The 24,654-nt window shown below is 46.7% G+C and carries 19 protein-coding genes, 8 tRNA genes and 2 pseudogenes; 9 read left to right on the forward strand and 20 right to left on the reverse strand.

What is annotated here, in order from left to right; all coding sequences use genetic code 11:
* The 4 genes and pseudogenes from L5M10_RS10905 to L5M10_RS10920 all read left to right on the forward strand — a co-directional run.
* A pseudogene (locus L5M10_RS10905) lies at positions 1 to 232 on the forward strand (IS4 family transposase); the annotation flags it as partial.
* A 12-nt stretch (positions 233 to 244) separates the two neighbouring features.
* Positions 245 to 355: pseudogene (locus L5M10_RS10910) on the forward strand (ABC transporter); the annotation flags it as partial.
* Entirely contained in the window at positions 352 to 1,263 is a 912-nt protein-coding gene (locus L5M10_RS10915) for an ABC transporter ATP-binding protein (RefSeq protein WP_263255263.1), read from the forward strand. The pseudogene L5M10_RS10910 and the gene L5M10_RS10915, both read left to right, overlap by 4 nt.
* A 315-nt stretch (positions 1,264 to 1,578) precedes the next feature.
* Positions 1,579 to 1,860: an HU family DNA-binding protein gene (locus tag L5M10_RS10920; RefSeq protein ID WP_263235445.1), complete on the forward strand. Its 282-nt coding sequence runs from the start codon at positions 1,579 to 1,581 to the stop codon at positions 1,858 to 1,860.
* A gap of 152 nt (positions 1,861 to 2,012) precedes the next feature.
* On the opposite strand, the gene bioD is transcribed toward L5M10_RS10920, so the two are convergent.
* From bioD to bioB, 4 genes are all read right to left on the reverse strand, one after another.
* Positions 2,013 to 2,753: a dethiobiotin synthase gene (gene bioD, locus L5M10_RS10925; RefSeq protein WP_105252838.1), complete on the reverse strand. Its 741-nt coding sequence runs from the start codon at positions 2,751 to 2,753 to the stop codon at positions 2,013 to 2,015.
* Positions 2,754 to 2,919: 166 nt separating this feature from the next.
* A complete protein-coding gene (locus tag L5M10_RS10930; protein ID WP_263235447.1) occupies positions 2,920 to 3,879 on the reverse strand; it encodes a methyltransferase domain-containing protein in 960 nt (319 codons plus the stop codon).
* 64 nt (positions 3,880 to 3,943) lie between these two features.
* On the reverse strand, positions 3,944 to 5,176 hold the full coding sequence (locus tag L5M10_RS10935) for an aminotransferase class I/II-fold pyridoxal phosphate-dependent enzyme (protein WP_263235451.1): 1,233 nt from the start codon (positions 5,174 to 5,176) through the stop codon (positions 3,944 to 3,946).
* Positions 5,177 to 5,328: 152 nt separating this feature from the next.
* Positions 5,329 to 6,381: a biotin synthase BioB gene (bioB, locus tag L5M10_RS10940; protein WP_028760338.1), complete on the reverse strand. Its 1,053-nt coding sequence runs from the start codon at positions 6,379 to 6,381 to the stop codon at positions 5,329 to 5,331.
* A gap of 122 nt (positions 6,382 to 6,503) precedes the next feature.
* On the opposite strand from bioB, the gene bioA reads away from it, so the two are divergent.
* Both bioA and L5M10_RS10950 read left to right on the forward strand, forming a co-directional pair.
* Positions 6,504 to 7,859, forward strand: coding sequence for an adenosylmethionine--8-amino-7-oxononanoate transaminase (bioA, locus tag L5M10_RS10945; RefSeq protein ID WP_263235454.1), 1,356 nt, complete (start codon positions 6,504 to 6,506; stop codon positions 7,857 to 7,859).
* Between the two features lie 392 nt (positions 7,860 to 8,251).
* Positions 8,252 to 9,853, forward strand: a complete 1,602-nt coding sequence (locus L5M10_RS10950; protein WP_263255264.1) for a methyl-accepting chemotaxis protein — start codon at positions 8,252 to 8,254, stop codon at positions 9,851 to 9,853.
* Between the two features lie 141 nt (positions 9,854 to 9,994).
* Here L5M10_RS10950 and L5M10_RS10955 read toward each other — a convergent pair whose 3' ends face one another.
* On the reverse strand, positions 9,995 to 13,435 hold the full coding sequence (locus L5M10_RS10955; RefSeq protein WP_263255265.1) for a PAS domain-containing hybrid sensor histidine kinase/response regulator: 3,441 nt from the start codon (positions 13,433 to 13,435) through the stop codon (positions 9,995 to 9,997).
* 174 nt (positions 13,436 to 13,609) lie between these two features.
* On the opposite strand from L5M10_RS10955, the gene acs reads away from it, so the two are divergent.
* The 3 genes from acs (at position 13,610) to L5M10_RS10970 (ending at position 17,860) form a co-directional block, all read left to right on the forward strand.
* The gene (gene acs, locus L5M10_RS10960) at positions 13,610 to 15,562 is read left to right on the forward strand and encodes an acetate--CoA ligase (RefSeq protein WP_198572683.1); all 1,953 of its coding nucleotides are present in this window, start codon (positions 13,610 to 13,612) and stop codon (positions 15,560 to 15,562) included.
* A gap of 222 nt (positions 15,563 to 15,784) precedes the next feature.
* Positions 15,785 to 17,539 (forward strand): DEAD/DEAH box helicase, encoded by a 1,755-nt coding sequence (locus L5M10_RS10965; protein ID WP_263255266.1) that lies wholly within the window; start codon positions 15,785 to 15,787, stop codon positions 17,537 to 17,539.
* 60 nt (positions 17,540 to 17,599) lie between these two features.
* Positions 17,600 to 17,860, forward strand: coding sequence for a GrxA family glutaredoxin (locus L5M10_RS10970; protein ID WP_028760344.1), 261 nt, complete (start codon positions 17,600 to 17,602; stop codon positions 17,858 to 17,860).
* 259 nt (positions 17,861 to 18,119) lie between these two features.
* On the opposite strand, the gene L5M10_RS10975 is transcribed toward L5M10_RS10970, so the two are convergent.
* From L5M10_RS10975 to ybgC, 15 genes are all read right to left on the reverse strand, one after another.
* Positions 18,120 to 18,195 (reverse strand) — tRNA-Lys (locus L5M10_RS10975).
* Between the two features lie 37 nt (positions 18,196 to 18,232).
* Positions 18,233 to 18,308 (reverse strand) — tRNA-Lys (locus L5M10_RS10980).
* 177 nt (positions 18,309 to 18,485) lie between these two features.
* A tRNA-Lys gene (locus L5M10_RS10985) sits at positions 18,486 to 18,561 on the reverse strand.
* Between the two features lie 59 nt (positions 18,562 to 18,620).
* A tRNA-Lys gene (locus L5M10_RS10990) sits at positions 18,621 to 18,696 on the reverse strand.
* A gap of 37 nt (positions 18,697 to 18,733) precedes the next feature.
* A tRNA-Lys gene (locus tag L5M10_RS10995) sits at positions 18,734 to 18,809 on the reverse strand.
* A 59-nt stretch (positions 18,810 to 18,868) separates the two neighbouring features.
* Positions 18,869 to 18,944, reverse strand: a tRNA-Lys gene (locus L5M10_RS11000).
* A gap of 37 nt (positions 18,945 to 18,981) precedes the next feature.
* A tRNA-Lys gene (locus L5M10_RS11005) sits at positions 18,982 to 19,071 on the reverse strand.
* A 58-nt stretch (positions 19,072 to 19,129) separates the two neighbouring features.
* A tRNA-Lys gene (locus L5M10_RS11010) sits at positions 19,130 to 19,205 on the reverse strand.
* A 142-nt stretch (positions 19,206 to 19,347) separates the two neighbouring features.
* Positions 19,348 to 20,094, reverse strand: coding sequence for a tol-pal system protein YbgF (gene ybgF / locus L5M10_RS11015; RefSeq protein WP_028760345.1), 747 nt, complete (start codon positions 20,092 to 20,094; stop codon positions 19,348 to 19,350).
* A gap of 24 nt (positions 20,095 to 20,118) precedes the next feature.
* The gene (gene pal / locus L5M10_RS11020) at positions 20,119 to 20,652 is read right to left on the reverse strand and encodes a peptidoglycan-associated lipoprotein Pal (RefSeq protein ID WP_028760346.1); all 534 of its coding nucleotides are present in this window, start codon (positions 20,650 to 20,652) and stop codon (positions 20,119 to 20,121) included.
* Between the two features lie 46 nt (positions 20,653 to 20,698).
* Positions 20,699 to 22,027, reverse strand: coding sequence for a Tol-Pal system beta propeller repeat protein TolB (gene tolB / locus L5M10_RS11025; protein ID WP_028760347.1), 1,329 nt, complete (start codon positions 22,025 to 22,027; stop codon positions 20,699 to 20,701).
* Between the two features lie 9 nt (positions 22,028 to 22,036).
* Entirely contained in the window at positions 22,037 to 23,062 is a 1,026-nt protein-coding gene (gene tolA, locus L5M10_RS11030; RefSeq protein WP_263255267.1) for a cell envelope integrity protein TolA, read from the reverse strand.
* Positions 23,063 to 23,497: a protein TolR gene (gene tolR, locus L5M10_RS11035; protein WP_113938780.1), complete on the reverse strand. Its 435-nt coding sequence runs from the start codon at positions 23,495 to 23,497 to the stop codon at positions 23,063 to 23,065.
* Positions 23,497 to 24,183, reverse strand: coding sequence for a protein TolQ (tolQ, locus tag L5M10_RS11040; RefSeq protein WP_263255268.1), 687 nt, complete (start codon positions 24,181 to 24,183; stop codon positions 23,497 to 23,499). Before tolQ ends, tolR begins: the two co-directional genes overlap by 1 nt.
* Entirely contained in the window at positions 24,173 to 24,574 is a 402-nt protein-coding gene (ybgC, locus tag L5M10_RS11045) for a tol-pal system-associated acyl-CoA thioesterase (RefSeq protein WP_006081251.1), read from the reverse strand. The genes tolQ and ybgC overlap by 11 nt, the downstream gene beginning before the upstream one ends.
* Positions 24,575 to 24,654: the final 80 nt, after the last annotated feature.

A 24,654-nucleotide genomic window follows, 5' to 3' on the forward strand; every position in this document is an offset into this window, starting at 1 on the left:
GATGGTTCAATGCCTGTTGTGGCTAGTTGGTTTACACGCACAGCAACAGGGCTGGGATAAGCATTTTCAGGCCAATACCATTGGGCATCGAACGGTACTCTCAACGATTCGCTTGGGATTGGAGGTACTCAGGCGGCCTGATTATCAAATCACGGAGAAAGAATTGCTGGCGGCCTGGGTATTATTCGCCAATCAGTTGCTCAAATATGGCTATGCTATGGCTGATTTATGAGGGGATCCTTCAGTGCTCAATACCAATGGACTCAATAGCTTAGTCTATGCCCCAATTCCACTGTTACAAACCGCTGTGGCCCTCTTGCTCGGCAGAATTTATATGCAAAGGAGCTCGCTATGAGTCTGATCCAATGCCAAGGGCTATCGAAGCTTTACGGCAGCAAAAAGGCGCTGAATAATGTGAGTTTCAGTCTTGAAGCGGGTGCCCCCATCGCCCTTGTCGGTCCCAATGGCGCGGGTAAAACCACGCTTTTTAGCCTGTTATGCGGCTATTTATCACCCAGCTCTGGAACCATAACCCTACTCGGTGAAGCCCCCAATAGCCCTAAACTCTTAGGCAAGATTGCCGCTTTACCCCAGGATGCAGTACTCGATCCCAACTTGACGATTGTCAGCCAGTTAATATTTTTCGCTCGCCTGCAGGGCATGAACGTGGAGCAAGCAAAGCAAGAGGCCATTCGCGTGTTGGCCTTGGTCGATCTAATTGATGTTGCCGAACAAAAACCGCCTAGCCTTAGCCACGGTATGAGTAAACGTGTATCGATTGCGCAGGCGCTGATTGGCTCGCCAGAATTAGTATTATTAGATGAACCGACGGCGGGACTCGACCCTGCCAATGCAAAAAAAGTCCGTGAACTGGTCAAAGCCTTATCACCCACCACGACCTTTATGATCAGCTCCCATAATCTCGATGAGCTCGAAAAGCTGTGCGATCAAGTGTTGTATTTAGATAAAGGCCAACTGAGCCAAGCTGTGTCAATACATGCGTCGACCGACAGCGATTACCTGACGTTAACCATGCAAAATTGTGAGAGCGATGCACTGCAAGCGGAAGTGGCAAAACTGGCGGGAGTAGTGAACATTAGCTCAAAACAAAGCAATGTGTTTATTATCCAGCTAGACACAAATACAGAAAAAGCGCACAACAGTGATATTGAGATGCGCCTATTCGCCCTCTTCAATCAGCATCAATGGCAATACAAGATGCTGCTGAAAGGTCGCACTCTGGAAGAAACACTCTTTTCATAGGCAAGCGTTAAAAGGGGTTTCTCATCACCCAACGGTTGATTAGTGTTCAATCCACAGCTTAAGCGCAATACGCCTTGCGCTTAAGCCTTTTAACTAAGGTTTTAAACTAAGGCAGTCAATTCACCCAATACAATCAGCCCGCCACTCAACCCGACAAACTTGTACTTACTTTAGCAACACACAATCACCAAAAGCTTCACAAGCCTGTCAATAAACCACCAATCAACCGCGCTGAGCTTGCTATGGCTTTCAATCTCGGGACGAGCTTGTTATAACTCCCCTTCGATTGAACCTAAGCTGACTTCAGAGGTTTCTATGAACAAAGCACAACTTATCCAACGTATTGCCGCCGAGCTCAATGCATCGCAAGCGAGCACTAAACCTGTGGTTGAGCAGATACTGCAACAGATCCACGTCGCCTTGAGCGAAGGCGAGAAAATTTTCCTGCCACAATTTGGCACCTTTGAACTCAGATACCATGTCGCTAAAACAGGGCGTAATCCACAAACGGGCAAAGCCATAGAAATCGACGGTTACAATCAGCCCAGTTTTAAAGCCTCAACCGCATTGAAGCAGAAAATCAATAGCGGCGCTTAGCTTTAATGTGCAGGCACTATTTTGCGAGATTTTGCGAACATTAGTCAGCAGCCTTGATAGAAATGAGCCTCAACATAATTTGAGGCTCATTTTTTATCAAAAGAAAAATAACCGTTCCGCTTAGGGGAAAGCCTTAAACAATTAAGTAGTCGCTAAGTATTGCTCTCCTCACCTTGATAAAGTGGCGCAATATCGACATAGTCAGCAGCGTTTTCAGCACTTGGATCCTCGAGAAATGGCACACAACCGAGGAAAGGTGCTGTCATCATCTCTTTAAGGCTCGTCAGATTCTCCTCAAACATACTCATATTCGGGTCGACACGATTAGCAACCCAGCCTGCAATCTTAAGCCCATCGGCCAATATCGCCTCTTGAGTCAGCAATGCATGATTTAAGCAGCCGAGTTTCATGCCAACCACGAGTATCACTGGCAGTTCTAATCTCTGTACGACTTCCGAAAGATACCTGCCATCACCTAAGGGTAAACGCCAGCCTCCCGCGCCCTCAATCAAGCAAAAATCCGCTTGAGCAAATGCCACTAAATCTAAACTTTCAATGATAGCTTCAGGCGCTAAACTCACGCCCACTTGGGCGGCGGCAATGTGCGGTGCAATCGCAGGTTCGAAGGAAAAAGGATTGATGAGTGGATAAGCCAATTTTAACGATGATGACGTCATCAGCTGTAACGCATCGGCATTACGCAATCCTTCAGAGGTTTGCGCGCAGCCCGAGGCGATGGGTTTAACACCTAAAGTCAACATAGTGTTGGCTGCAAGAATACTCACAGCGGAGTCAGCATTGGCTATGAGCCCTAAACGATTCACAGCGGTTAATAATGCCGCCGAAACCAAAGTCTTACCGCTATCGGTATCTGTACCTGTTACAAAATACATATTAGATCCTTATCTGTTGCTATGAGTTGTGCTTTGTTAAGCACACTCTCCATAAGCTAAATGTCCATATAGCTAACGATCTCTATACGTAATGTTAAAAATCCAACGTTTTCTAGATATTAGTGCTAATTGATAATGCCATGACTAAAGGCATAATATGTGAACTTTAAAACCTACGCCGAGCACGTATTTGAACTATCTGGTAGGTTAAAGGCAAACCTTGGGGTAAACGTAGCGATTCAGCTTTGGCCTGCATGGCCTGCCAATCTTGACGACCACGCAGCCGTGGAGTGAATTCTGAAGCACTCACTGTTGAACCTGAAACCCGAGTTGTTGAACTGGCTACATGTACAGAAGCCCCCACACCTTTAATTGAATATAGTAGTACCTTAAGAGTGTCAAAATACACTGTCATAGGGACGAGTCGCACTTCAAATAATTGCCATGTATCGAGTTTAAATGCAGCTTTTAGCACCTCCAGCGTCGAAAAGTCATTCACTCTTAACCCTAATTCAGCTAATTGATTCAAACTCCCCTGCGCTACTAGGCTCAAATGACACTCACCGTTCGGCTTAAGTACCCGCGCCATTTCGGCTACCGCAGCGGGAAAATCAGCACACCATTGCAGGGCTAGATTAGAGTAAATAACATCCATGCAGCCATTGGTAAAAGGTAAACACTGCGCATCGGCACATACGCCGAGATAATCGGGATAAGACTGTTTTAGCTTTTGCAGCATGCCAAGGGCAATATCCACGGCAAATACAGTTGTGGATGAATTTTGCGTAGAGAGATCCGCTGGTTGAGACACACTGTGATACCTAGAAAAATCCGTGCCTGGGCCTGCCCCTATATCTAACAGATAACCTGCTGCCGAAAACTCACTGAGTAAACTGGCAGCGCTCAGGCGTTGTAATTGATTATGATCTTGGTAACTATGGGCCGCTGCGGAAAAACGTTCAGCAATTTGAGTCCCGTGCACATTGGACACAGTCCCCGCGAGAACGCCCCCATAAGAAACGCCCGCATTAAGCTCACTCAGCTTAAGATCGCAAGAAATAAACTTGTTTGACTCATGAGCAAACTCACTACAGCTTGGATCACTAGACTTTATCAGGCTTGGCATTTTAACTAACACTCAACCATAAAAACTTAACATTCAATAAAATAACGCGATCTATAGGGTGCATTTATCTGTACTCATCGGCAGATTCTCGTTCACTGACAAGCGGAATACCAACACGACTGAGCACTTGGGCTAATTGCTCAACACAAGCAGCGATATCTTCAGCGGTATGGGTCGCCGTTAAGGTAATGCGTAACCGCGCCGACCCTACAGGCACCGTCGGCGGGCGAATCGCCCCAACCCAAATGCCCGCGGCTCTTAACGCTTCGGCGACTTGCAGGGTTTGCTGCGCATCGCCAATGATCAGCGGCTGAATTGCGGTATCCGAACCTAAAAGGGGCACGGCAGCATCGAGGCATAACTGTTTGAATAGCGAAATATTCTCAAGCAGTTTCTGCTGTAACTCAGGATGTGCAGTGCAGTACTGAGTCGCGGCTAACGCTAATGCGGCATTGGCGGGCGATAAGGCGGTCGAATAAATATATTCGCGGGCATTACTGACCAAAAAGTCAATCAGCGCCTGACTCCCCAAAACCGCTGCGCCTTGGCAACCTAATGCCTTACCAAAGGTCACCACTTGCACATCAATAAGCTTGGCGGCTTTATCTCTTACATCACTATTTTGATAGTCACCGAGCACCGCAAAACCATGGGCATCATCAACAATCAACCAAGTATTCTGTTGACGACAAAGCGCCGATAACTGAGTGATCGGCGCACAATCCCCGTCCATGCTAAACACGCTTTCTGTGATTAACGCCGATGCGTGATTTCGAGTCAGAAGCCGCTCAGCGCTCTCAAGGGAATTGTGTAAAAAACGTTTAAGCTGCGCACCGCTGTCCTGCAAACCATCGATAATTGAGGCATGCACAAGTTTATCGGCAATCACAGTATCTTGCTGATCAAACAAGGTTTTCATTAACGCCGTATTAGCACTAAAGCCCGAGCAGAATAGTAATCCCGCTTCATGCCCCGTTAAGGCGCAGAGTTCACGTTCAAGTGTGACATGCGCATCACTGTACCCTGTCACTAAGGGCGATGCGCCGCTACCCACACCGTAGGTCTGCGCCCCAAGGTGCAGCGCTTCAACCAACTCAGGAACGCGGGATAAGCCTAAATAATCATTACTGCTAAAATTAACATAGGATCGCCCTTCGAACACAAAGCGCGGGCTCGAAGTGGGTGCGTTAACATCAAAGCAGTGATCAACACTCAGCATTTTACGTTGCCGTAATAAACCTTGCTCACGTAAGGCTTGCTGACGGTCGGCAATTTTCATCTCGAGCAGAGAACTCATCGATTTAGCCTCAAGAATGATTGTCTTAAAAATGCTTGCTTGAAAAATGGAGTGCGGTCAATAAAGCTATCGGCCGCAATCAAAATAGGCTGCAGCCAACAAGGTTTACAGGCTATTCGACCTGTTTGTCGGACAACATGCGCTCAGTGATATTACAAAGCACCCGCGTCATAGAATTGTGCCGATGACTTATCTTGATAGGCCGCCGCTTTGGCTAATACAGCACTTTCTTCTTCCAGTTTTGCCGCTGCGCCCTGCTCGGGACGTAAGCCTAAACGTCGAAATAGCCCCATATCATCGCTTTCTTCTGGGTTTGGTGTGGTCAGCAATTTACAACCATAGAAAATCGAGTTAGCGCCAGCAAAGAAACACATGGCCTGCAGCTCATCACTCATATTTTCGCGGCCTGCCGATAACCGTACGCGGGAAAGCGGCATTAAGATACGCGCCACGGCGATAGTGCGCACAAATTCGAGTGGGTCGAGGTCGTCAAGCTTCTCAAACGGCGTGCCCGCCACTTTAACTAACATATTGATCGGTACTGAATCAGGATGCTGCGGTAAATTAGCCAGCTGTTGTAGTAAGCCTGCGCGATCCGTCGCCTTTTCACCCATGCCGACAATCCCGCCCGAGCACACTTTCATACCAGAAGCGCGCACATGTGTCAGTGTATCTAAACGATTTTGATAGGTACGTGTCGTGATCACATCGCCGTAATATTCAGGCGAAGTATCTAAATTATGGTTGTAATAATCTAAGCCAGCACTGGCTAAATCGTTCGCTTGATCTTCAGAAAGCATGCCGAGCGTCATACAGGTTTCCATACCTAAGGCTTTGACTTCTTGTACCATTTGCTTAAGGTACGGCATGTCTTTTTCTTTTGGGTTACGCCAAGCTGCGCCCATACAGAAACGAGAAGCACCCGCGGCCTTAGCGCTGCGCGCTTCGGTCAGCACAGTTTCCATTGCCAGCAAACGCTCTTTTTCTAGACCTGTGTCATAACGGGCGCTCTGTGGGCAATATTTACAATCCTCAGGGCAAGCACCGGTTTTAATCGATAACAAGCGGCTAATTTGCACTTCATTAGGATCGTACACTTCACGGTGAATGCTGTGGGCTTTAAATAACAAATCATTCATCGGCAGCGCAAATAAGGCTTCGATTTCTTCCCGCTTCCAATCATGACGAACTTGCAACTGCGACATTGAACACCCTTTTTATTCTGTTTTTTATCTTGGCTAGGATAACCTCAGCCCTTAAACTGTCAACGCCAACCAGTGAACCCAGTTTACTAATGGCTACTTTATCACCAAAAAAGTGAGCATTTATGCGCAATTTACTCGATTTTGACTTTGATAGCGCCCATATTTGGCATCCTTACACCTCAATGACCCGATCTCTTCCTGTTTTTGGTGTACACAGCGCCAAAGGCTGCGAGCTTGAACTGGTCGATGGCCGCAAGTTGGTCGATGGTACTAGCTCGTGGTGGGCCTGTGTGCACGGATATGCACATCCCGAGATATTAACCGCGATGGAAAAACAGTTGCATCAACTGAGCCATGTGATGTTTGGCGGTATCACCCATGAACCCGCCATTGAACTGTGTAAAAAACTTATCGCTATGACCTGCGAACCGCTAACAAAGGTCTTTTTGTGCGACTCTGGATCTATCTCAGTCGAAGTGGCAATTAAAATGGCGTTGCAATATTGGCAAGGTCAGAGTTGGCAAGGGCGAAGTGTACATGGAGAAGAGCGACCGCTAAAACAACGCATTCTTACCGTTAAGAAGGGTTACCACGGCGATACCTTTGCCGCGATGAGCGTATGCGATCCCGAAGGCGGCATGCACACTATGTTTGGCGATGCAGTAACCAAGCAATCATTTGTGCCCGCGCCACAAACCGCCTTTGGCGAAGCCTTACAAGCCGATGATTTAACCGCAATGCGCGACATATTAAGCATTAATCACCATGAGATTGCCGCAGTGATTATAGAGCCGATAATGCAAGGCGCTGGCGGTATGCGTTTCTACAGCGCAGATTATTTAACGGGTCTTCGTGCCCTATGTGATGAATTTGATGTCCTGCTGATCTTAGATGAAATAGCCACTGGCTTTGGTCGAACAGGCAAGCTTTTTGCTTATGAACACGCCAATATTACCCCTGATATCTTATGTTTAGGCAAAGCGCTAACTGGCGGTTATATCAGCCTAGCGGCAACGCTATGTACCGATAAAGTTGCCCAAGGAATCAGCCAATCTCCTGCGGGCGTGTTTATGCATGGTCCGACATTTATGGGCAACCCGCTGGCCTGCGCGGCGGCGTGTGCAAGCTTAGACATAATTAACCGTAATGAATGGCAAGCGCAAGTGGCCGCTATCGAGCAGCAAATGCGCGTTGAACTTAACGATGCGATTGATTTGCCAAGCGTAAAAGATGTGCGCGTGCTCGGCGCTGTCGGCGTGTTAGAGATGCACGAACCCGTCAATACCGCTGAGTTACAGCAGCAATTTGTCGATTTAGGCGTCTGGGTGCGTCCCTTCGCCAACCTTATCTATATCATGCCGCCCTATATCATTAGCTCAGCACAATTAAGCCAACTCACCAGTGCGATGAAGCAAGTCGCAGCAGGTATTAGCGCGGTATCAAAAAGTCTTGAGCCGCAGCTTATCAGCCACGGTTAATGCTTTAGCGCTTGACCATCTTTTAGCTTAACGCTCTTTCAACTCAATAAGCCTTCAACTTACATAGGCTCTCAAATAAACGAACCCCTGCGCACTGTGCGCTAGGGGTTCGAACTGCCTGGCTTATATCAGTACTCAGCAGCCCCTTCCCTTGTTCGAATCTCGCATCCTCTCGATAGATAAACGCGCTAAGGTTGCAATTGCAATATTGCTCACAATTTCCATTAAAACCCTGTAATTTAGTGCATTTATTTAATCCGCCAACTGGAAATTTTATCAAAGCCAACGATGCTTATATCACTCACTTTACACAACATATCTTTCGCCAAAAGCTGACAACAACTTGAGCAGAGGGAATGGCTTAAATCGCTACACAAAGAAAAGGAGAGCATATGTTCAAACTCGCTGACATCCCCGTTAATCGAAAACTCGCACTACAGCTCATTATCGCCCTCGCAGGTGCCTTAATTTTACTCACTATTTCCGTCACAGCCCTCAAGCACAACCTGATGGCAGAGCGTGAAGCACGACTTAATGCCGTATTATCCCTCGCCAGTAGCCGTATCCAAGCGTTGTCGCAATCGCTACCCCTAGAGCAAGCACAGCAAGCCGCTAAAGACATGTTAAACGACATGCGTTTTGATGGTGATAACTACTTGTTTGTGATTGATGAATCGAGGCACGTTATCGTTCATCCCATCAAAAAAGAACTGGTTGGCCAACAAATGGGTAATCGAGGCGAAGAGAATTATTGGTTCGAAATGGTCGAACTCGGCCGTGATGGCAAACAAGGATTAGTCGAATACCGCTGGACGACGGCGAATGGCAAATCAGCGCAAAAAATCTCACTTGTCATGGGATTTAAACCTTGGGGCTGGATCTTAGGCTCAGGTATGTTACTCCAAGATATCGAAGCCACCATTTGGACTGAATACCTCACCATGGGAGGCATTACATTTGTCATTATTGTGCTTATGGCTTGGCTAGGTTATGCCATTAGCCGCTCTATTACTCAGCCATTGGATGATGTGAATCTGGCTATGCTCGCCATCACAAAAGGTGATTTAACGACTCAGCTAAAAATCTATGGTAAAGATGAACTTGGCATCCTAGCCCACAATATAAACCAAAGCATAGACTCCATTCGTAGCACTTTACTTCAAGCGAGTCATAGCGCTGACAATGTTGCACAGGCCTCGGCTCGGATCGCCTCAACTGCAGAGGAAACCAATCAAGCGGTAAATAATCAGCGGGATCAACTCGCCCAACTTGCCACAGCCATGAATGAAATGAGCGCCACTATCGCCGATGTCGCGAATAATGCGGAGAGCACAGCCAAAGATACCAAAGAAGCCACTTGGGAAGCTGGCCTTGGCGACCAAGATGTTCACGCCAGCGTAGATGGTATTCATGCTCTTGCCAAAGAAGTGGAGCAAGCGACGGATCAAGTGAATATGCTTAAAGAGGAAGTCATGCAGATCAGCGAGGTCACCTCAGTGATCAGCGCGATTTCAGACCAAACCAACTTGCTGGCACTGAATGCGGCCATTGAAGCCGCCCGCGCTGGCGAGCAAGGGCGAGGGTTCGCTGTAGTCGCCGATGAAGTGAGGCAACTTGCCAGTCGCACTAGGCAATCGACCGAAGAAATTCAAAACACGATTTCATTATTGCAACAACGGGCAGTGAGCGCCGCTAAGGCAATGGATGCAAGCCGAGCTTTGGCAGAAAACAGTGTGAGTCAATCAGCAAAAGCGGGGAAGGATTTATCGCTTATCGTTGCTCATATAAAACATGTGAGTGACATGGCAACCCATATCGCCACCGCCGCAGAAGAGCAAAGTGTGGTCGCAGAAGACATGAACAGAAACGTGTGCGGGATTAATAACTCAGCGCTCGAAGTCTCTGAATCGGCAACTTATTTGGCTCAAGAAAGTGAAAGTTTGGCCGAATTATCACTGAATTTAAACAATAAACTGGCCGTATTCAAACTCTAGTCATGTATTTAGTTACACCCACAAACCTGTGTCAAACCGTTTAGCCAAGATAAGCCGCATAAAAAATTACGCGATTATCTTGGCATTTCGTTAAACGTGCCGACGTCACTAAACTCATGTTACCGAACACGCATACCAAGCTTATTTTACCAAGCTAGAAATCAAGGCGCGCAGCGCGGCAGGTTTTATCATTTTCGCCATATAGTGATAGCCGCGGCGTTGCACATCTTCCACCAGCTCTTTACGGGTATTGGCGGTGATCAAAATGCCGGGCAAGTCTTTGCCGTACAGGGCACGAATACCGTCCATCGCATCAACGCCATTTTGGCCATCATCTAAGTGGTAATCGGCGAGCACAATATCTGGCGCAACGCCTTTCAGCCCTAGCTTAATGCGTGCATCAGATAAATCTTTTGCGCAAATAACCTCACATTGCCAACGACTTAATAGACTTTCTAACCCCGCAAGAATCGCCTCTTCGTTGTCGATACACAGCACTTTGATACCCGATAACGGCTGCAGCAGCGACGGCAACGCTTTCACTTGTGGCTGACGCACAGTTTCTCCAAGCGGAACACAAATGGAGAAGACCGAGCCGCGCCCTAAATGGGATGAAACCTGAATACCGTGTTCTAACACTTTACTAATGCGATCAGCAATCGCCAGACCTAAGCCCAAGCCGCTAACATTGTTGCTATTAGGATTATTCAGCCGCTTAAATTCTTTGAAAATTTCTTGGGTTTCTTTTTCATCAATACCACAACCCGTGTCTAACACTTGGATTTCAAGGTAATGACCTCGATGACGGCAACCAAATAACACTCTGCCACCGCGAGCATAACGGTAAGCATTGGTTAAAAAGTTTTGCAGGACACGCCGTAACAGCGAAGGATCAGAATTAACGGTTGCGCTGCATGGGACCATCTTAAAACGAATTTGGTTATCCGCTGCCATCGCTTCAAATTCAACGGATAAGCCATTGATCAGTTCTGAAATCGTAAAGTCACGGCGATTGACATCCACCATACCTGAGTCGAGTTTAGAAATATCCAATAGGTCGGTGAGCAATTCGCCGGCAATTTTTAGCGAGCTATTCACATGGGATAAGGTGGTTCTGGCCTCACGATCGAGATTGGGATACTGAGATAACGACGCAGTGAACAGTCGCGCAGCATTAAGTGGCTGCATTAAATCATGTCCGACGGCGGCCAAGAAGCGACTCTTAGAAGCGTTGGCAATTTCTTCCTGCGCTTTAGCCTCCAGTAACTCACTGTTTAACATAGCCAATTCATAGGTACGTTCGTTAACACGGCTCTCTAAGGTTTCATTGGCCTCAAGCAGCGCGCGCTCCTGTTCGCGATACTGAGTAATGTCGGTAAAGGTCATCACAAAGCCGCCATCTGGCATAGGATTTCCCTGAATTTTTATCACTTTACCGTCCCTGCGATGGCGCTCAGAAGTGTGCGGCGTGCCATTACGCATATGCTGCACCCGCTGCTCAACCTGCTGTTCGATTTCCCCTTCACCACAATAACCCCGCGCCGCATTAAAACGGATCACTTCACTGATCGGCATGCCCTGCTGCAAAAATCCATCGGGATATTGATACAGCTCCACATATTTATAATTCCATGCCACGAGATTGAGATCGTTATCGATAACACTCATGCCTTCATAGGCATGCTCAATCGCGCCGCGCAGCATGTCTTGGCTGAGCATAATTTTCGATGAAGCTTCATCGACTAGACTGAACACTTCATCCAGCGCCAAATCACGCCCTTGTAGCACAGAATCCATCACCAACGCCGCGCTTGAGGCGCCGAGTACGCCCGCTAATAAACGTTCCGTGTGGAAAATCAGCTCTGGCGGCGCCGCTTTATGCCAACTATCACTTTTTACGGCGTCAATTGAGAAACGGCTAAAACTCTCGTAGGCCCGTGTTGGGCTGACGAATCGACTGGCGAGAATAAGCAAATCCTGCTGTGAAATCGGGCCATTTTTCTTATTGGCGCTGTTTTTCAACTTGCCAGGACTGACAAAGGCACTGGCCTGAATACGCTCGGCCACACCCGCCCTAAACCAAATAGAACCCAAAATATAACAGGCGATATTGGCAAAAAGAGCCGTCAGCGCATCACGCACATTGGGCGTTATTGCATCTAGCAGGCCTTTTTCGCTCACGACGCCAGACAAGAACGCCGATGAGCTTTGCACATCGGTCATGCCCTGCAACATGATGTAGAACCACAACGTAAAGCCCACGCCGAGCCCTAAAAATACCCCAGCACGATTGCCGTGTTTCCAATAGAGTCCGCCCACTAAGGCAGGCGCTAACTGAGCAAAAGCCCCGAAGGACAACATGCCGAGATGGGATAAGGAATCACTGTCCGCTAAGGCCAGATAACTGCCATAACCTAAGCCAAGAATGATCACGATCGCCAAACGGCGGGCATTGAGCAACAACTGCGAGAACTGACTGAAGTTTTTCTCGCGGATATGACCCGTGCGCAGCATCACTGGCACCAGCCATTCATTACTTACCATCACACTGATAGTCACTACAGCAACAATGACCATACCCGTTGCCGCAGATAAGGTGCCCAGCAAAGCAATAACAGCCAACAAGGGTTGATCTAACGCCAGCGGTAAATTAATCACATAGGTATCGGCCGACACTGAATCGCCGAGGATGATCTTCCCCGCCAAGGCAAGCGGTCCAACGAATAAACCGAAAAGCGCTAAATAGATGGGAAACAGCCAACGCCCCTTTGACAACACGGACTCATCGGCGCATTCCACCACCATCACATGGAACTGCCTTGGCATACATAAAAAGGCCGCCATTCCGACGAGTAACTCAGGCATTAAAGCTTCAATACGTGGATTGGGATAATTAATTAGTGACTGCGCATTGGCCTGCTGCCAAATATCCCCAAAACCATCGAACACTCCGAAACTGATGACGATGCCGACCAACAAAAATGCGGCAAGTTTCACCAGAGACTCAAAGGCAATCGCGAGCATCATGCCGGGATTATGCTCAGTCGCATCGAGTTTACGAGTACCAAATAAAATGGCAAATATGGCTAACAGCGAAGTGATCAGTAACGGAATTGTCACGCCATCGAGGGGATCGTCAGCGGGTTGAAACAAATTAAGACTGAACACCATCGCCTTAAGCTGCAGGGCGATATAGGGCATGATGCCAAACAAGGCAATTAAGGTGACTAAGGCGGCTAAGGTTTGAGATTTGCCATAACGGGCGGCAATAAAGTCGGCCACGGAAGTGATATTTTGCGCCTTAGACACTAATACCATCTTGCGTAACATGCCAAAACCTAAAGTAAAAATCAGAATAGGGCCGATAAAAATCGGTAAGAAAGACCAAAAATCCTTAGCCGATTGCCCAACTGTGCCTAAAAAACTCCACGAGGAGCAATAAACCGCTAAGCTCAGACCATAGATAACGACCTGAAGCTTTTTAGTGATCTGAGTAAACCAACGCTCCGCCCCCCAAGCCAATAGGAATAAAAGCGAGACATAACAGACGGCAATAACAGCAACGACTAAGGTTAAATTCATACTTTGCTCTTTTTTCTGATTATTGTGCGATAAAACCTGCCTAAAATCTAGCCGGATTTTTAATGCAACAGACTAAATATAAAGGAAAATTTAACACTAGACCAAGGTCTAATGGAGTTGCCGCCCCCTTGCATACCATACTCAGTCCACGCAATTTTTCAAAAGGGAAGCCCTATGAGCTCGCAGTCTCTCTACAAAGTCTCCGGCAATATCGCTGCCAATGCACTTGTAAACAACGATAAATATAAAACAATGTACCAAGAGTCGATTGTCAATCCTGAAGGTTTCTGGAGAGAACACGGCAAGCGCATTGATTGGATAAAACCCTATACCAAAATTAAAAAAACCTCTTTTGATGATCATAACTTATCGATCAACTGGTTTTACGACGGCACCCTAAATGCTTCTGCCAACTGTTTAGATCGTCACTTAGCCGAGCACAGTGATCGCGTGGCGATTATTTGGGAAGGCGACAACGCCAGCGAACAACGCAAAATCACCTACGGTGAATTACATGCAGATGTGTGTAAATTCGCCAACGCACTGCGCAGCCAAGGCGTGCGCCGCGGTGATATAGTCACAATTTACATGCCTATGGTGCCAGAAGCCGCAGTCGCTATGCTCGCCTGTGCCCGTATCGGCGCGGTGCACTCTGTGGTCTTCGGTGGTTTCTCACCGGATTCAATCGCCTCTCGCGTCATTGACGGAAAATCCAAAGTCATCATTACCTCCGATGAAGGTATGCGCGGTGGCCGTGCTATTCCATTGAAGCGCAACATAGATGATGCCTTAAAGCACCCTGATGTCACTACGGTTGAAAAAGTCATCGTACTTAAACGCACAGGTGGCAAAGTAGATTGGGTAGAAAGCCGTGATGTGTGGTGGCATTCACTGATGGAAACCGCATCAGAGCACTGCCAACCAGAAGAAATGGACGCCGAAGCACCGTTATTCTTGCTTTATACCTCAGGTTCAACCGGTAATCCCAAGGGCGTATTGCACACCACTGGCGGCTACATGGTTTATGCGTCTATGACCCATGAATATGTGTTCGACTACAAAGCGGGTGAAGTGTACTGGTGTACCGCGGATGTGGGTTGGATCACTGGCCACTCTTACATGGTTTACGGCCCGCTCGCCAATGGTGCGACTGTGCTTATCCATGAAGGTGTGCCGAATCATCCAAGCCCTGCCCGTTTAGGCGAAATGATTGACCGCCATAAAGTGAACATTCTATATACAGCGCCAACGTTAATTCGCGCGTTGATGGCAGAAGGTAAGCAACACTTCGATAAGTTCGATGGTAGCAGCTTGAGGATCATGGGCTCAGTAGGCGAACCTATCAACCCAGAAGCGTGGCGTTGGTACCATGAGGTCATAGGTCATGAACATTGCCCTATCGTCGATACTTGGTGGCAAACTGAAACAGGCGGCATTTTGATCACGCCACTGCCAGGCGCGACCGATACTAAACCCGGCTCAGCTACCCGTCCGTTCTTTGGCGTTCAACCCGCCTTAGTGGATAACATGGGGAATATTTTAGAAGGTGAGAACGAAGGTAACTTAGTGTTACTCGATTCTTGGCCGGGCCAAATGCGTACTGTGTATGGCGACCACGAACGATTTGTACTGACCTACTTTAAAACCTTCCGCGGCATGTATTTTACCGGTGACGGTGCACGCCGTGATGAAGATGGCTACTACTGGATCACTGGCCGCGTTGATGACGTAATCAACGTATCCGGCCACAGATTAGGTACGGCAGAGGTCGAAAGTGCGCTGGTATCACACGAACTGGTTGCAGAAGCTGCGGTAGTTGGCTACCCACACGATATTAAAGGCCAAGGTATTTATGCGTACGTCACGCTAACCCGTGGTACTGAAGAAACCGAAGAGCTACGTCAAGAGCTGCGTCAATGGGTTCGTAAAGAAATTGGTGCGCTGGCAACCCCAGATCTCATCCAATGGGCGACGGGCTTACCTAAGACACGTTCGGGCAAGATCATGCGCCGCTTCCTGCGTAAGATTGCCGCTAACGAAGTGACCAACTTAGGGGATGCATCAACCTTGGCAGATCCAGCTGTGATCGAGACCTTGATTGAATCACGCTTAAATCGTACTGAGTAATATCCGAGTTAAGAATAACGTCCACAACGCTTAGTCTATGCCCAATAGGCTAAGCGTAACCTGAACCTCCCTTTTTAAACCTCAGGTTAAAAGTGAACCCTGTTGAGAGAGTGTGTGTGATTGCTCCTTTCTCTAGCTTGCCCCTCCAACCAGGGGCATTTTTTTTGCCTGTTATGTTAAGCTTGCAGCCTCACTTTTATTCAGCATAGATTTTTTATCAGCGTGTCAGTCAAACTCAGAGACTATCAACAGCAAGCGGCTAATGCCGCCATCGCCCATTTTAGGCAAAGCCAAGCTTCCGCCGTACTCGTATTACCCACAGGCGCCGGCAAAAGCATAGTGATCGCCGAACTGGCACGCATCGCCAAAGGCAGAGTATTAGTGCTCACCCATGTGAAAGAATTAGTCGCGCAAAATGCCGAGAAAGTCGGCCTCCTCACGGCACAAGCCAGTATCTATGCGGCGGGGCTTAATCAAAAAGCCACCGACGGAAAAACCGTCGTTGCCAGTATTCAATCGGCAGCGCGGGGATTAACGCAGTTCGATCAGCCATTCTCGTTAGTTATTATTGATGAATGCCACAGAGTCAGCCTAGAAAAAACCAGCCAATATCAGCAAGTACTCAACCATTTACGCACGAAAAATCCCCAATTAAGATTGCTCGGTCTCACCGCCACACCCTATCGCCTTGGCACTGGCTGGATTTATCAGCAACACTATCACGGCAAAGTGGGGTCTCCCGAACATGCCGTGTTCGAACATTGTGTGTTCGAGCTGCCCATAAGGCCGCTCATTAAGCAAGGTTACCTCACAGCGCCAACCCTGTTTGATGGCCTCAGTGCCCAGTACGATTTCAGCCAACTTAAAGCAAACGAGAATGGCGAATATGCCGAAGCCGAGGTTAACGATTTACTGGGACATTACGGCCGCGCGACCACTGCGATTGTGAAACAACTCATTGAACTGAGCCAACATAGAAAAGGCATTATCATTTTTGCGGCAACGGTGCGCCACGCTAATGAGATTTTTGGCCTACTCAACCAAGCTCACGCTGCACAAAGTGCCATTATCACAGCACAAACGCACGACAATGAACGCGACGCGACGATTGAACGCTTTAAAGCCCAAGAGCTTAAGTTTTTAGTCAACGTGGCTGTGTTGACGACAGGCTTCGACGCGCCCCATGTGGATTTGATTGCAATTTTGCGCCCTACCGCCTCAGTCAGTCTGTTTCAACAAATGATCGGCCGTGGATTGCGAATCGCTGAAGGCAAAAAAGATTGTCTTATCATCGACTATGCTGCCAATGGTTATGACTTGTATTTCCCTGAGGTCGGCCAAGCGAAACCCAACAGTAAATCGGTACCCGTGCAAGTGCATTGCCCAGTATGCGATTTTGCCAATATATTCTGGGGACTCACGGACGACGATGGCGACATTATCGAACACTTTGGTCGCCGCTGTCAGGGCATAGTCGAACAGCAAGGTAAAAAGCTGCAGTGCGACTTTCGATTTAGATCTAAATCTTGCCCTGATTGCGGCGAAGAGAATGATATCGCGGCGCGCATTTGCCAGCACTGCCAATCGACCCTCATCGATCCCGATAAACGCCTACGCCAAGTGCTCAGCCAGCAGCACCATCATTTATTCCGCTGCCAGCATATGAGCCTCATCGACGATGACGGCAATCTGAAAGTGCAGTACCTCGATATCGACGGTAATGAATTCAATCGCCGCTTTAAATTACAAACACCGGCCCAGTGGCGAGCCCTATATGCCTTATTCATCTTTCCCCATAGCCGTACACCGGGATTAAAACCGAAAAAATACACTAAGGTGACAGAGTTAATCAGCGACGCGGATAAATTCCGCATGCCCGATCTCTTGCTGCTGAAGAAACATAAAAAAGGCTGGGATCTGCTCGAAAGCTATTTTGATTATCAAGGTCGCTATCAAACTGAAAATAAACGCGGCTGACATTATCAATTCACTTAGGCCTATGGTATAAAACGACTAAAGTAATCCTAAGGAGCTATTATGTTCGTTGTTATTTTTGGCCGTCCAGGCTGTCCTTATTGCGTTCGTGCTGTGCAATTATCTGAGCAACTCGTTGAAAAACGTGATGACTTTAAGTTCAGATATGTCGATATCCATGCAGAAGGCATCTCTAAAGCAGATTTAGAAAAAACTGTCGGTAAGCCAGTTGAAACAGTACCGCAGATTTTTGTTGATGAGAAGCACATAGGTGGCTGCACAGATTTCGAGCAATATGTTCGTGAAAACAATCTGTTAGATTAAGCGTTATAGATATGTGATCCGCTTAATGCAAAAGGAGACCTAAGGTCTCCTTTTTAGTCTTTAACCTAAGCGGCTTAAATTAGATACTTAGCTGAGAACATTATGCGACAAAAGTAGAAAATGCCAGCATAAATAATATGTTAGAAAAGTATTTTCCGTGGGAAGAATAAGACGAAGGTATTAAATTTGATACTGAGTATTGGAGTTTAGCTTGGAAAATTCAGTGACTATTCGAGAGAAACACAGCGGGAAAAATAAGTGGTGGGTCGTGAAGGATTCGAACCTTCGACCAATTGGTTAAAAGCCAACTGCTCTACCGACTGAGCTAACGACCCATCTGGTGTTGCGCTGATTTATGCACTTTCAGTAAAGTGGTGGGTCGTGAAGGATTCGAACCTTCGACCAATTGGTTAAAAGCCAACTGCTCTACCGACTGAGCTAACGACCCATCTATTGTCTATTAAAACTGTTACGCTGATTTATACACTTTCAGTAAAGTGGTGTGTCATGAAGGATTGGAACCATTCGACTGATTGGTTAAAAGCCAACTGCCCTCGCCTTATAAAAAATCGACTGAGCTAACGAGCCATCTGGTATTGCGCTGATTTATACACTTTCAGTAAAGTGGTGGGTCGTGAAGGATTCGAACCTTCGACCAATTGGTTAAAAGCCAACTGCTCTACCGACTGAGCTAACGACCCAACTAGGTATTACGATAAAAATGTTCACTTATTTTGGCATCAACAATGCGAATAATAAGTGGTGGGTCGTGAAGGATTCGAACCTTCGACCAATTGGTTAAAAGCCAACTGCTCTACCGACTGAGCTAACGACCCATCTGGTGTTGCGCTGATTTATACACTTTCAGTAAAGTGGTGGGTCGTGAAGGATTCGAACCTTCGACCAATTGGTTAAAAGCCAACTGCTCTACCGACTGAGCTAACGACCCATCTAGGCATTACGATAAAAATGTTCACTTATTTTGGCATCAACAATGCGAATAATAAGTGGTGGGTCGTGAAGGATTCGAACCTTCGACCAATTGGTTAAAAGCCAACTGCTCTACCGACTGAGCTAACGACCCATCTGGTGTTGCGCTGATTTATGCACTTTCAGTAAAGTGGTGTGTCATTAAGAATTAGAACCATTCGACTGATTGGTTAAAAGCCAACTGCCCTAGCTTTATAAAAAAGCGACTGAGCTAACGACCCATTGTACTACTGACTATCTCACTAAATACCACTAACTTATTCTATTCATTAGAGTAAGTGGTGGGTCGTGAAGGATTCGAACCTTCGACCAATTGGTTAAAAGCCAACTGCTCTACCTACTGAGCTAACGACCCATTTACTGGCATTTCACGCCCCGAACGACCTCGCCGCTCTGAGGGCGCCTATAATACCTTTTTCATCTTCTCATGCAAGCGCAAATTCCCAATTTTTTGTCGTTTGCATGAAAAACAGACTAAGAGTATGTTTTTTAGTTAATTACGCTTTAATTGCAGCCAGTTGCTGCTGTGCAATGCGTGCTGCGGCGCTGTTTGCGTAATCTTTGACAACTTGTTGGTAGTATTGCATCGCACCAGCTTTATCACCGGTTTTCTCGGCGATCATGCCAAGCTTCACTAAACTATCGCCACGTTTATTAGAATCACTAAAACGATCAACCACAGTTTTGAAGGCTTGTTTGGCTTCTGCAAATTCGCTCTTATTAAATAATAGCTGTCCTAACCAATAGTTCGCATTCGCGGCATACACAGAGTCTGGGTATTGTTTGATAAAAGCACGGAAGGCAGGAATGGCATCGTCATACTTACGCTCTTTTAAGACTAAGTTAACGGCATTTTCATAACTTGCAGTTTCACTTAAACTACTTGCGGCAGCATTGGTCGATACCACAGAGGGGATTGATGTCGCTGCAGCTGCAGGTGCGGCAGATGCCTTTGAGGATAAATTAGCAAGCTCATCATATAACTGACGCTGGCGCTCTTGCATCTGCTCAATCTGATAATTCTGTTGTTCGGTTAAACCGCGTAAATCGAGAACTTCCTGTTGCAGTGTATCAAGACGACGTTGCATCTCGAGCTCACTTTGTTGTCTCGATTTTACAATACGTTCGATACGAGCAAGTCTGTCATCACCCGAACCACCAGCAATATCCTCCACAGGAGCAGGCGCTGCAACTGCAGCGCCCGCACCAAGGAACATTGCCGTAATTAAGACGGCACGTTTCATTGTGTTACTCTCCGAGATTCAATCTTAGTAAACTAAAACTGCACGACGGTTTTTGCCAAAACCTTCATCAGTGCGAGAAAAATCAAGTGGTTTTTCTTCGCCATAGCTGACTACGCTCATTTGGCTTGGCTGTACGCCCATACCTTGTAGGTATTTAGCAACGGCTTTAGCACGACGTTCGCCCAGAGCAATGTTGTACTCAGGAGTGCCACGCTCGTCCGCATGACCTTCAATCAGTACGCGCACACTTGGGTGCTCAACTAAGTAAGTACCATGAGCTTCTAATACAGCGGCGAATTCAGTTTGAACTTCACTGCGGTCGAAATCGAAGTAAATGATGTGTTCTTTTCTCAACTCTTCTAACTGCTGACGTTGCTGCTCTTCAGATGACAACATAGCACCCACACCACCAGTTTGAATGCCACCATTCAGTTCGCTACCTGAACCGTTTGTTGAGCCCATTGCATCAGTTTCTGATTCTGAAGTTGAGCTACATGCACTAATAGCCATAATTGGAAGTGCTACCAACATAGCTTTTAACAACTTATTCAGATCCATTACGTGTTCCTTATAAAATTAAATGTGATTAAATCAAGGTATAACATTAGAGAAACGGAGACCAAGAAGGTGATTTCACCTCGCCTTGACCCACGGGTAATCTCGCTTTAAAGCGTCCATCCGTAGAAACAGCTGCTAATACTTGCTTACCTTGGTGTGTAGTGCCATATATGACCATAGTACCATTAGGCGCCACACTTGGGGATTCATCCAAGCGTGTAGAGGTTAGCACCTGCATAAAACGCGTATTTAAATCCATACGCGCAATATTAAACTTACCGTTAGTACGGTTAACAAAAATCATACTACGTCCATCAGGCGTAATTGAACCGCCAAGGTTCCATTCACCTTCAAATGTTTCACGACTCACTTTACCTGAACTTAACTCTACGCGATAAATTTGCGGTCTACCACCACGTTCAGAGGTGAAAATCAACGACTTCCCATCAGGATACCATGATGGTTCAGTATCGATAGCATAGTGATTGGTAATACGCTTAATCGCTTTTGTCGCAATATCGATAACATAGATCTCAGGCTGACCGTCCTTAGACAGCGTCACAGCCAAAGATTTACCATCAGGAGAGAAAGCCGGCGCACCATTAATACCTGGGAAAGAGCTCACTTTAGTGCGCACTTGGGTATAAAGGTCTTGTACGAAAATCTCTGCTTTTTTATTTTCAAAGCTAACATACGCCAAACGACGTCCATCAGGCGACCAAGTAGGTGACATTAATGGCTCAGGTGAGCGCAGTAACATTTGCTCGTTAAAACCATCATAGTCCGCAACCATCAACTGATAAGGTGCTTTTTGAGTATGATTGACCACGACGTAGGAGATCCGCGTTAAGAATGCACCGCGAATACCGGTTAACTTTTCATAGACGATATCGCTAATTCTATGACCATATTGACGAAATTGCGCTGCTGAAATCACAGTTTGGCGACTGTCCATCAAAAATTCTGTAGCACTGACAGAGCCTTTCAATGCTTGGTTTTGTGCTTTAACTAAATCGATTAAATCAAAGCTCACCAAATACTGATCGGTTCCGTAAGGTTTCACAGTACCTAACACCACAGCTTCTGCGCCAACGCTAGACCATGAACTAGGTTGAAACTGAGCCAAAGCACCAATATTACGCTGAGGTAGTCCGAGCTCGTCTAAAGGTTTAAAGGTACCGCTACGAGCTAAGTCAGACATCACCACATCAGCAATCGCTTGTGGCGGTGCGCCAGGACCTTGCCATACAAAAGGCATTACAGCGATGGGACGCGCTGCGTCAACACCTTCTGTGATCACAATATCCAATGCCGCTTTCGCGGGGGTGGTGCACAGCAGAACTGCCAGTGCTAACCATTTTGCCAATATTTTCATGGTGCTCCTTTAATTAAACGTTGGTTCAACGATTAAGTTAATTTCTTTCATCAAGTTATAAACCGCAGGATCCGGAGACACAGGCAGTTTGCCCGCTTTCAAAATCGCCGCTTTTGCTGCACGACAAACGTTGGGATCACCACCTTTTGTTTGGCTGCTGATCACAAACCCATCATTCGCTAAACGCACAGAGACAGTACAAGTCTTTCCACGCATAGATTCATCCACTACCAAATTACGTTGAATAGTTGATTTTATCATTGCCTGATACTTACCGACTTCACTCTGCATCTGCTTATTCATGGTTTGCGACAGCGCCGCTTGCTCAGCCGCTAATGCATCAGCCATTTCCTGCTCTTGATCGGCAAGGGCTTTAGCATCCGCTTTAGCTTTAGCATCCGCTTTAGCTTTAGCATCCGCTTTAGCTTTGGCATCTGCTTTAGCTTTGGCATCTGCTTTAGCTTTAGCATCTGCCTCCGCTTTAGCTTCCACATCTGCTTTTTGCTTACGGTCAGTTTCAGCTTTCACTGCAGCAGCTTCTTCAACCTTGCGTTTTTCAGCGGCTTTTTGTGCGGCGTCTTCAGCAACCTTACGCTCCTGCTCTTTCAGCTTACGGTCGGCTTCGGCTTTGACCGCCTTTTCCTTTTCCTGCTGCTGTTTCACCTGGGCTAATTTGGTCGCTTCATTGGCTTTTTGAATCTCAATTTCCTGCTGCTTACGTTCTTGCTCTAGCTGTTTAATCTGAGCTTGTTCGCGCTCGCGTGCCTGTTTCGCTTCTTGAGCTTTGCGTTCAAGCTCGGCTTGACGTTCTTGCTCACGGCGTTCGGCATCACGCTTTTCTTGCTTAAGTTTCTCAACTTGATTAGCCACTTTTTGCTGATCAACCATAACCGCTTTGATTGCTGGTGCGCTAACTTGTTGCATAGGCTCAGGTTTGTGAGAAAAATCTATTCCTAATGCCAGAATAATTATCACGCCAATATGAATACCCGCTGAAATTGACAGAGGTAATGTTACATCTGACTTATCTGCCACCTATTTCTCCTTGGGTGAATCCGTCATCAAACCGACTGATGGCACGCCAGCTTGCTGCAGTGTCACCATCAACTGAATCACTTTATCGTAAGGAATATTTCTATCGGCTTTAACCACAACAGGACGCTCAGGTTCAGTCACGATAAGTGCAGCCACTTCCGTTGCCAATTCTTCCAAATCCATAGGCACATTCGTTGAACCGCCTTTATTGAGGAAGTAATCACCGTCACCATCGATTGAAGCAACAATGGGCGGCTTACTGTCATTGGGTAACACTTCTGCCGCCCCTTGAGGTAGCTCAACTTTGACCCCTTGGGTCACTATGGGTGCTGTTACCATAAAAATAATTAACAGCACGAGCATGACGTCGATATAAGGCACCACGTTGATTTCAGCAACGGGGCGACGACGTTTGCGCTGATAAGCTGGTTGCATTATGCCCCTTCCTTCTCACTGTATGCTTGGCGATGCAAAATGCTGGAGAACTCTTCCATAAAGTTTGCGTAAGCCATTTCTAATTTATCGACTTGGGTCGAGAAACGGTTGTACGCAATTACCGCTGGAATTGCAGCAAATAAACCCATAGCCGTTGCAATCAAAGCTTCAGCAATACCGGGTGCAACCATAGCTAAGGTGGCATTTTCCATCGAACCAATAGCGATAAAAGAATTCATGATCCCCCATACCGTACCAAATAAACCGATATAAGGGCTAGTCGAACCAACCGTTGCTAATAACGGTAAGTTAGCTTCTAACTTTTCCATTTCGCGAGACAAGGTCACACGCATAGCTCGCGATGTACCATCCATGACGGCATCGGGCACTTTGCTATTTAATTTATTCAGGCGTGAATATTCCTTAAAGCCAGTCACAAATAATGACTCTAAACCGCTATTATCTGGACGGGATGATAATTCTTTATACAAACGGTTTAAATCAACACCTGACCAAAATTTGTCTTCAAACTTCGCCGATTTACTTTTTGCGGATGTCAGTAAGCTACGGCGTTGTAAAATCACCGTCCAAGACATCACCGACAAGCAAAGTAAAGTGAACATAACAAATTTCACTAATAAACTGGCTTGTAAAAATAACCCAACAATCGACATATCAGCTTGCACTGTCAAACTCCTGCACAATATTTAAGGGAATAGCTCGGGGACGCATACGTGATAGCGCAACACAAACAACTAGCACTGTGCCTTCACAATAACAGTCTCCCTGTTTATCGACCAAGCGTTGATGAAAGATCAACGAGGCCTTTTTCAACTCTATGACCTTAGTTTCAACAATAAGGTTCTGTTCAAAACGTGCTGCTTTGCGAAAATCGAGTTCCGCACGCTTTACGACAAAAGCAGTGTCGTCGGCTAATAACGCAGTCTGACTCACGCCAAGGGCTTTTAGCCACTCGGTTCGCGCGCGCTCAAAAAAGTTGAGGTAGTTCGAATGATAGACAACGCCACCAGCGTCGGTGTCTTCGTAATAGACTGAAATTGGCCAATGAAACATCATTTGAAAATAAGCAAATTTTGGTTGAAAAATTGACGCTTACTATACCTAGGGAAACAAGACTTGTGAATGACCCGATGAAG

The organism is Shewanella sp. SM32 (assembly GCF_025654235.1).
Classification (GTDB): Bacteria; Pseudomonadota; Gammaproteobacteria; order Enterobacterales; family Shewanellaceae; genus Shewanella; species Shewanella oncorhynchi.

What these genes read in the sequence shown, in the direction of transcription:
- L5M10_RS10915 (WP_263255263.1), top strand. Translation starts at nt 352, where the DNA reads ATGAGTCTGATCCAATGCCAAGGGCTATCGAAGCTTTACGGCAGCAAA.
- L5M10_RS10920 (WP_263235445.1), top strand. Translation starts at nt 1,579, where the DNA reads ATGAACAAAGCACAACTTATCCAACGTATTGCCGCCGAGCTCAATGCA.
- bioD (WP_105252838.1), bottom strand. Translation starts at nt 2,753, where the DNA reads ATGTATTTTGTAACAGGTACAGATACCGATAGCGGTAAGACTTTGGTT.
- L5M10_RS10930 (WP_263235447.1), bottom strand. Translation starts at nt 3,879, where the DNA reads ATGCCAAGCCTGATAAAGTCTAGTGATCCAAGCTGTAGTGAGTTTGCT.
- L5M10_RS10935 (WP_263235451.1), bottom strand. Translation starts at nt 5,176, where the DNA reads ATGAGTTCTCTGCTCGAGATGAAAATTGCCGACCGTCAGCAAGCCTTA.
- bioB (WP_028760338.1), bottom strand. Translation starts at nt 6,381, where the DNA reads ATGTCGCAGTTGCAAGTTCGTCATGATTGGAAGCGGGAAGAAATCGAA.
- bioA (WP_263235454.1), top strand. Translation starts at nt 6,504, where the DNA reads ATGCGCAATTTACTCGATTTTGACTTTGATAGCGCCCATATTTGGCAT.
- L5M10_RS10950 (WP_263255264.1), top strand. Translation starts at nt 8,252, where the DNA reads ATGTTCAAACTCGCTGACATCCCCGTTAATCGAAAACTCGCACTACAG.
- L5M10_RS10955 (WP_263255265.1), bottom strand. Translation starts at nt 13,435, where the DNA reads ATGAATTTAACCTTAGTCGTTGCTGTTATTGCCGTCTGTTATGTCTCG.
- acs (WP_198572683.1), top strand. Translation starts at nt 13,610, where the DNA reads ATGAGCTCGCAGTCTCTCTACAAAGTCTCCGGCAATATCGCTGCCAAT.
- L5M10_RS10970 (WP_028760344.1), top strand. Translation starts at nt 17,600, where the DNA reads ATGTTCGTTGTTATTTTTGGCCGTCCAGGCTGTCCTTATTGCGTTCGT.
- ybgF (WP_028760345.1), bottom strand. Translation starts at nt 20,094, where the DNA reads ATGAAACGTGCCGTCTTAATTACGGCAATGTTCCTTGGTGCGGGCGCT.
- pal (WP_028760346.1), bottom strand. Translation starts at nt 20,652, where the DNA reads ATGGATCTGAATAAGTTGTTAAAAGCTATGTTGGTAGCACTTCCAATT.
- tolB (WP_028760347.1), bottom strand. Translation starts at nt 22,027, where the DNA reads ATGAAAATATTGGCAAAATGGTTAGCACTGGCAGTTCTGCTGTGCACC.
- tolR (WP_113938780.1), bottom strand. Translation starts at nt 23,497, where the DNA reads ATGCAACCAGCTTATCAGCGCAAACGTCGTCGCCCCGTTGCTGAAATC.
- ybgC (WP_006081251.1), bottom strand. Translation starts at nt 24,574, where the DNA reads ATGATGTTTCATTGGCCAATTTCAGTCTATTACGAAGACACCGACGCT.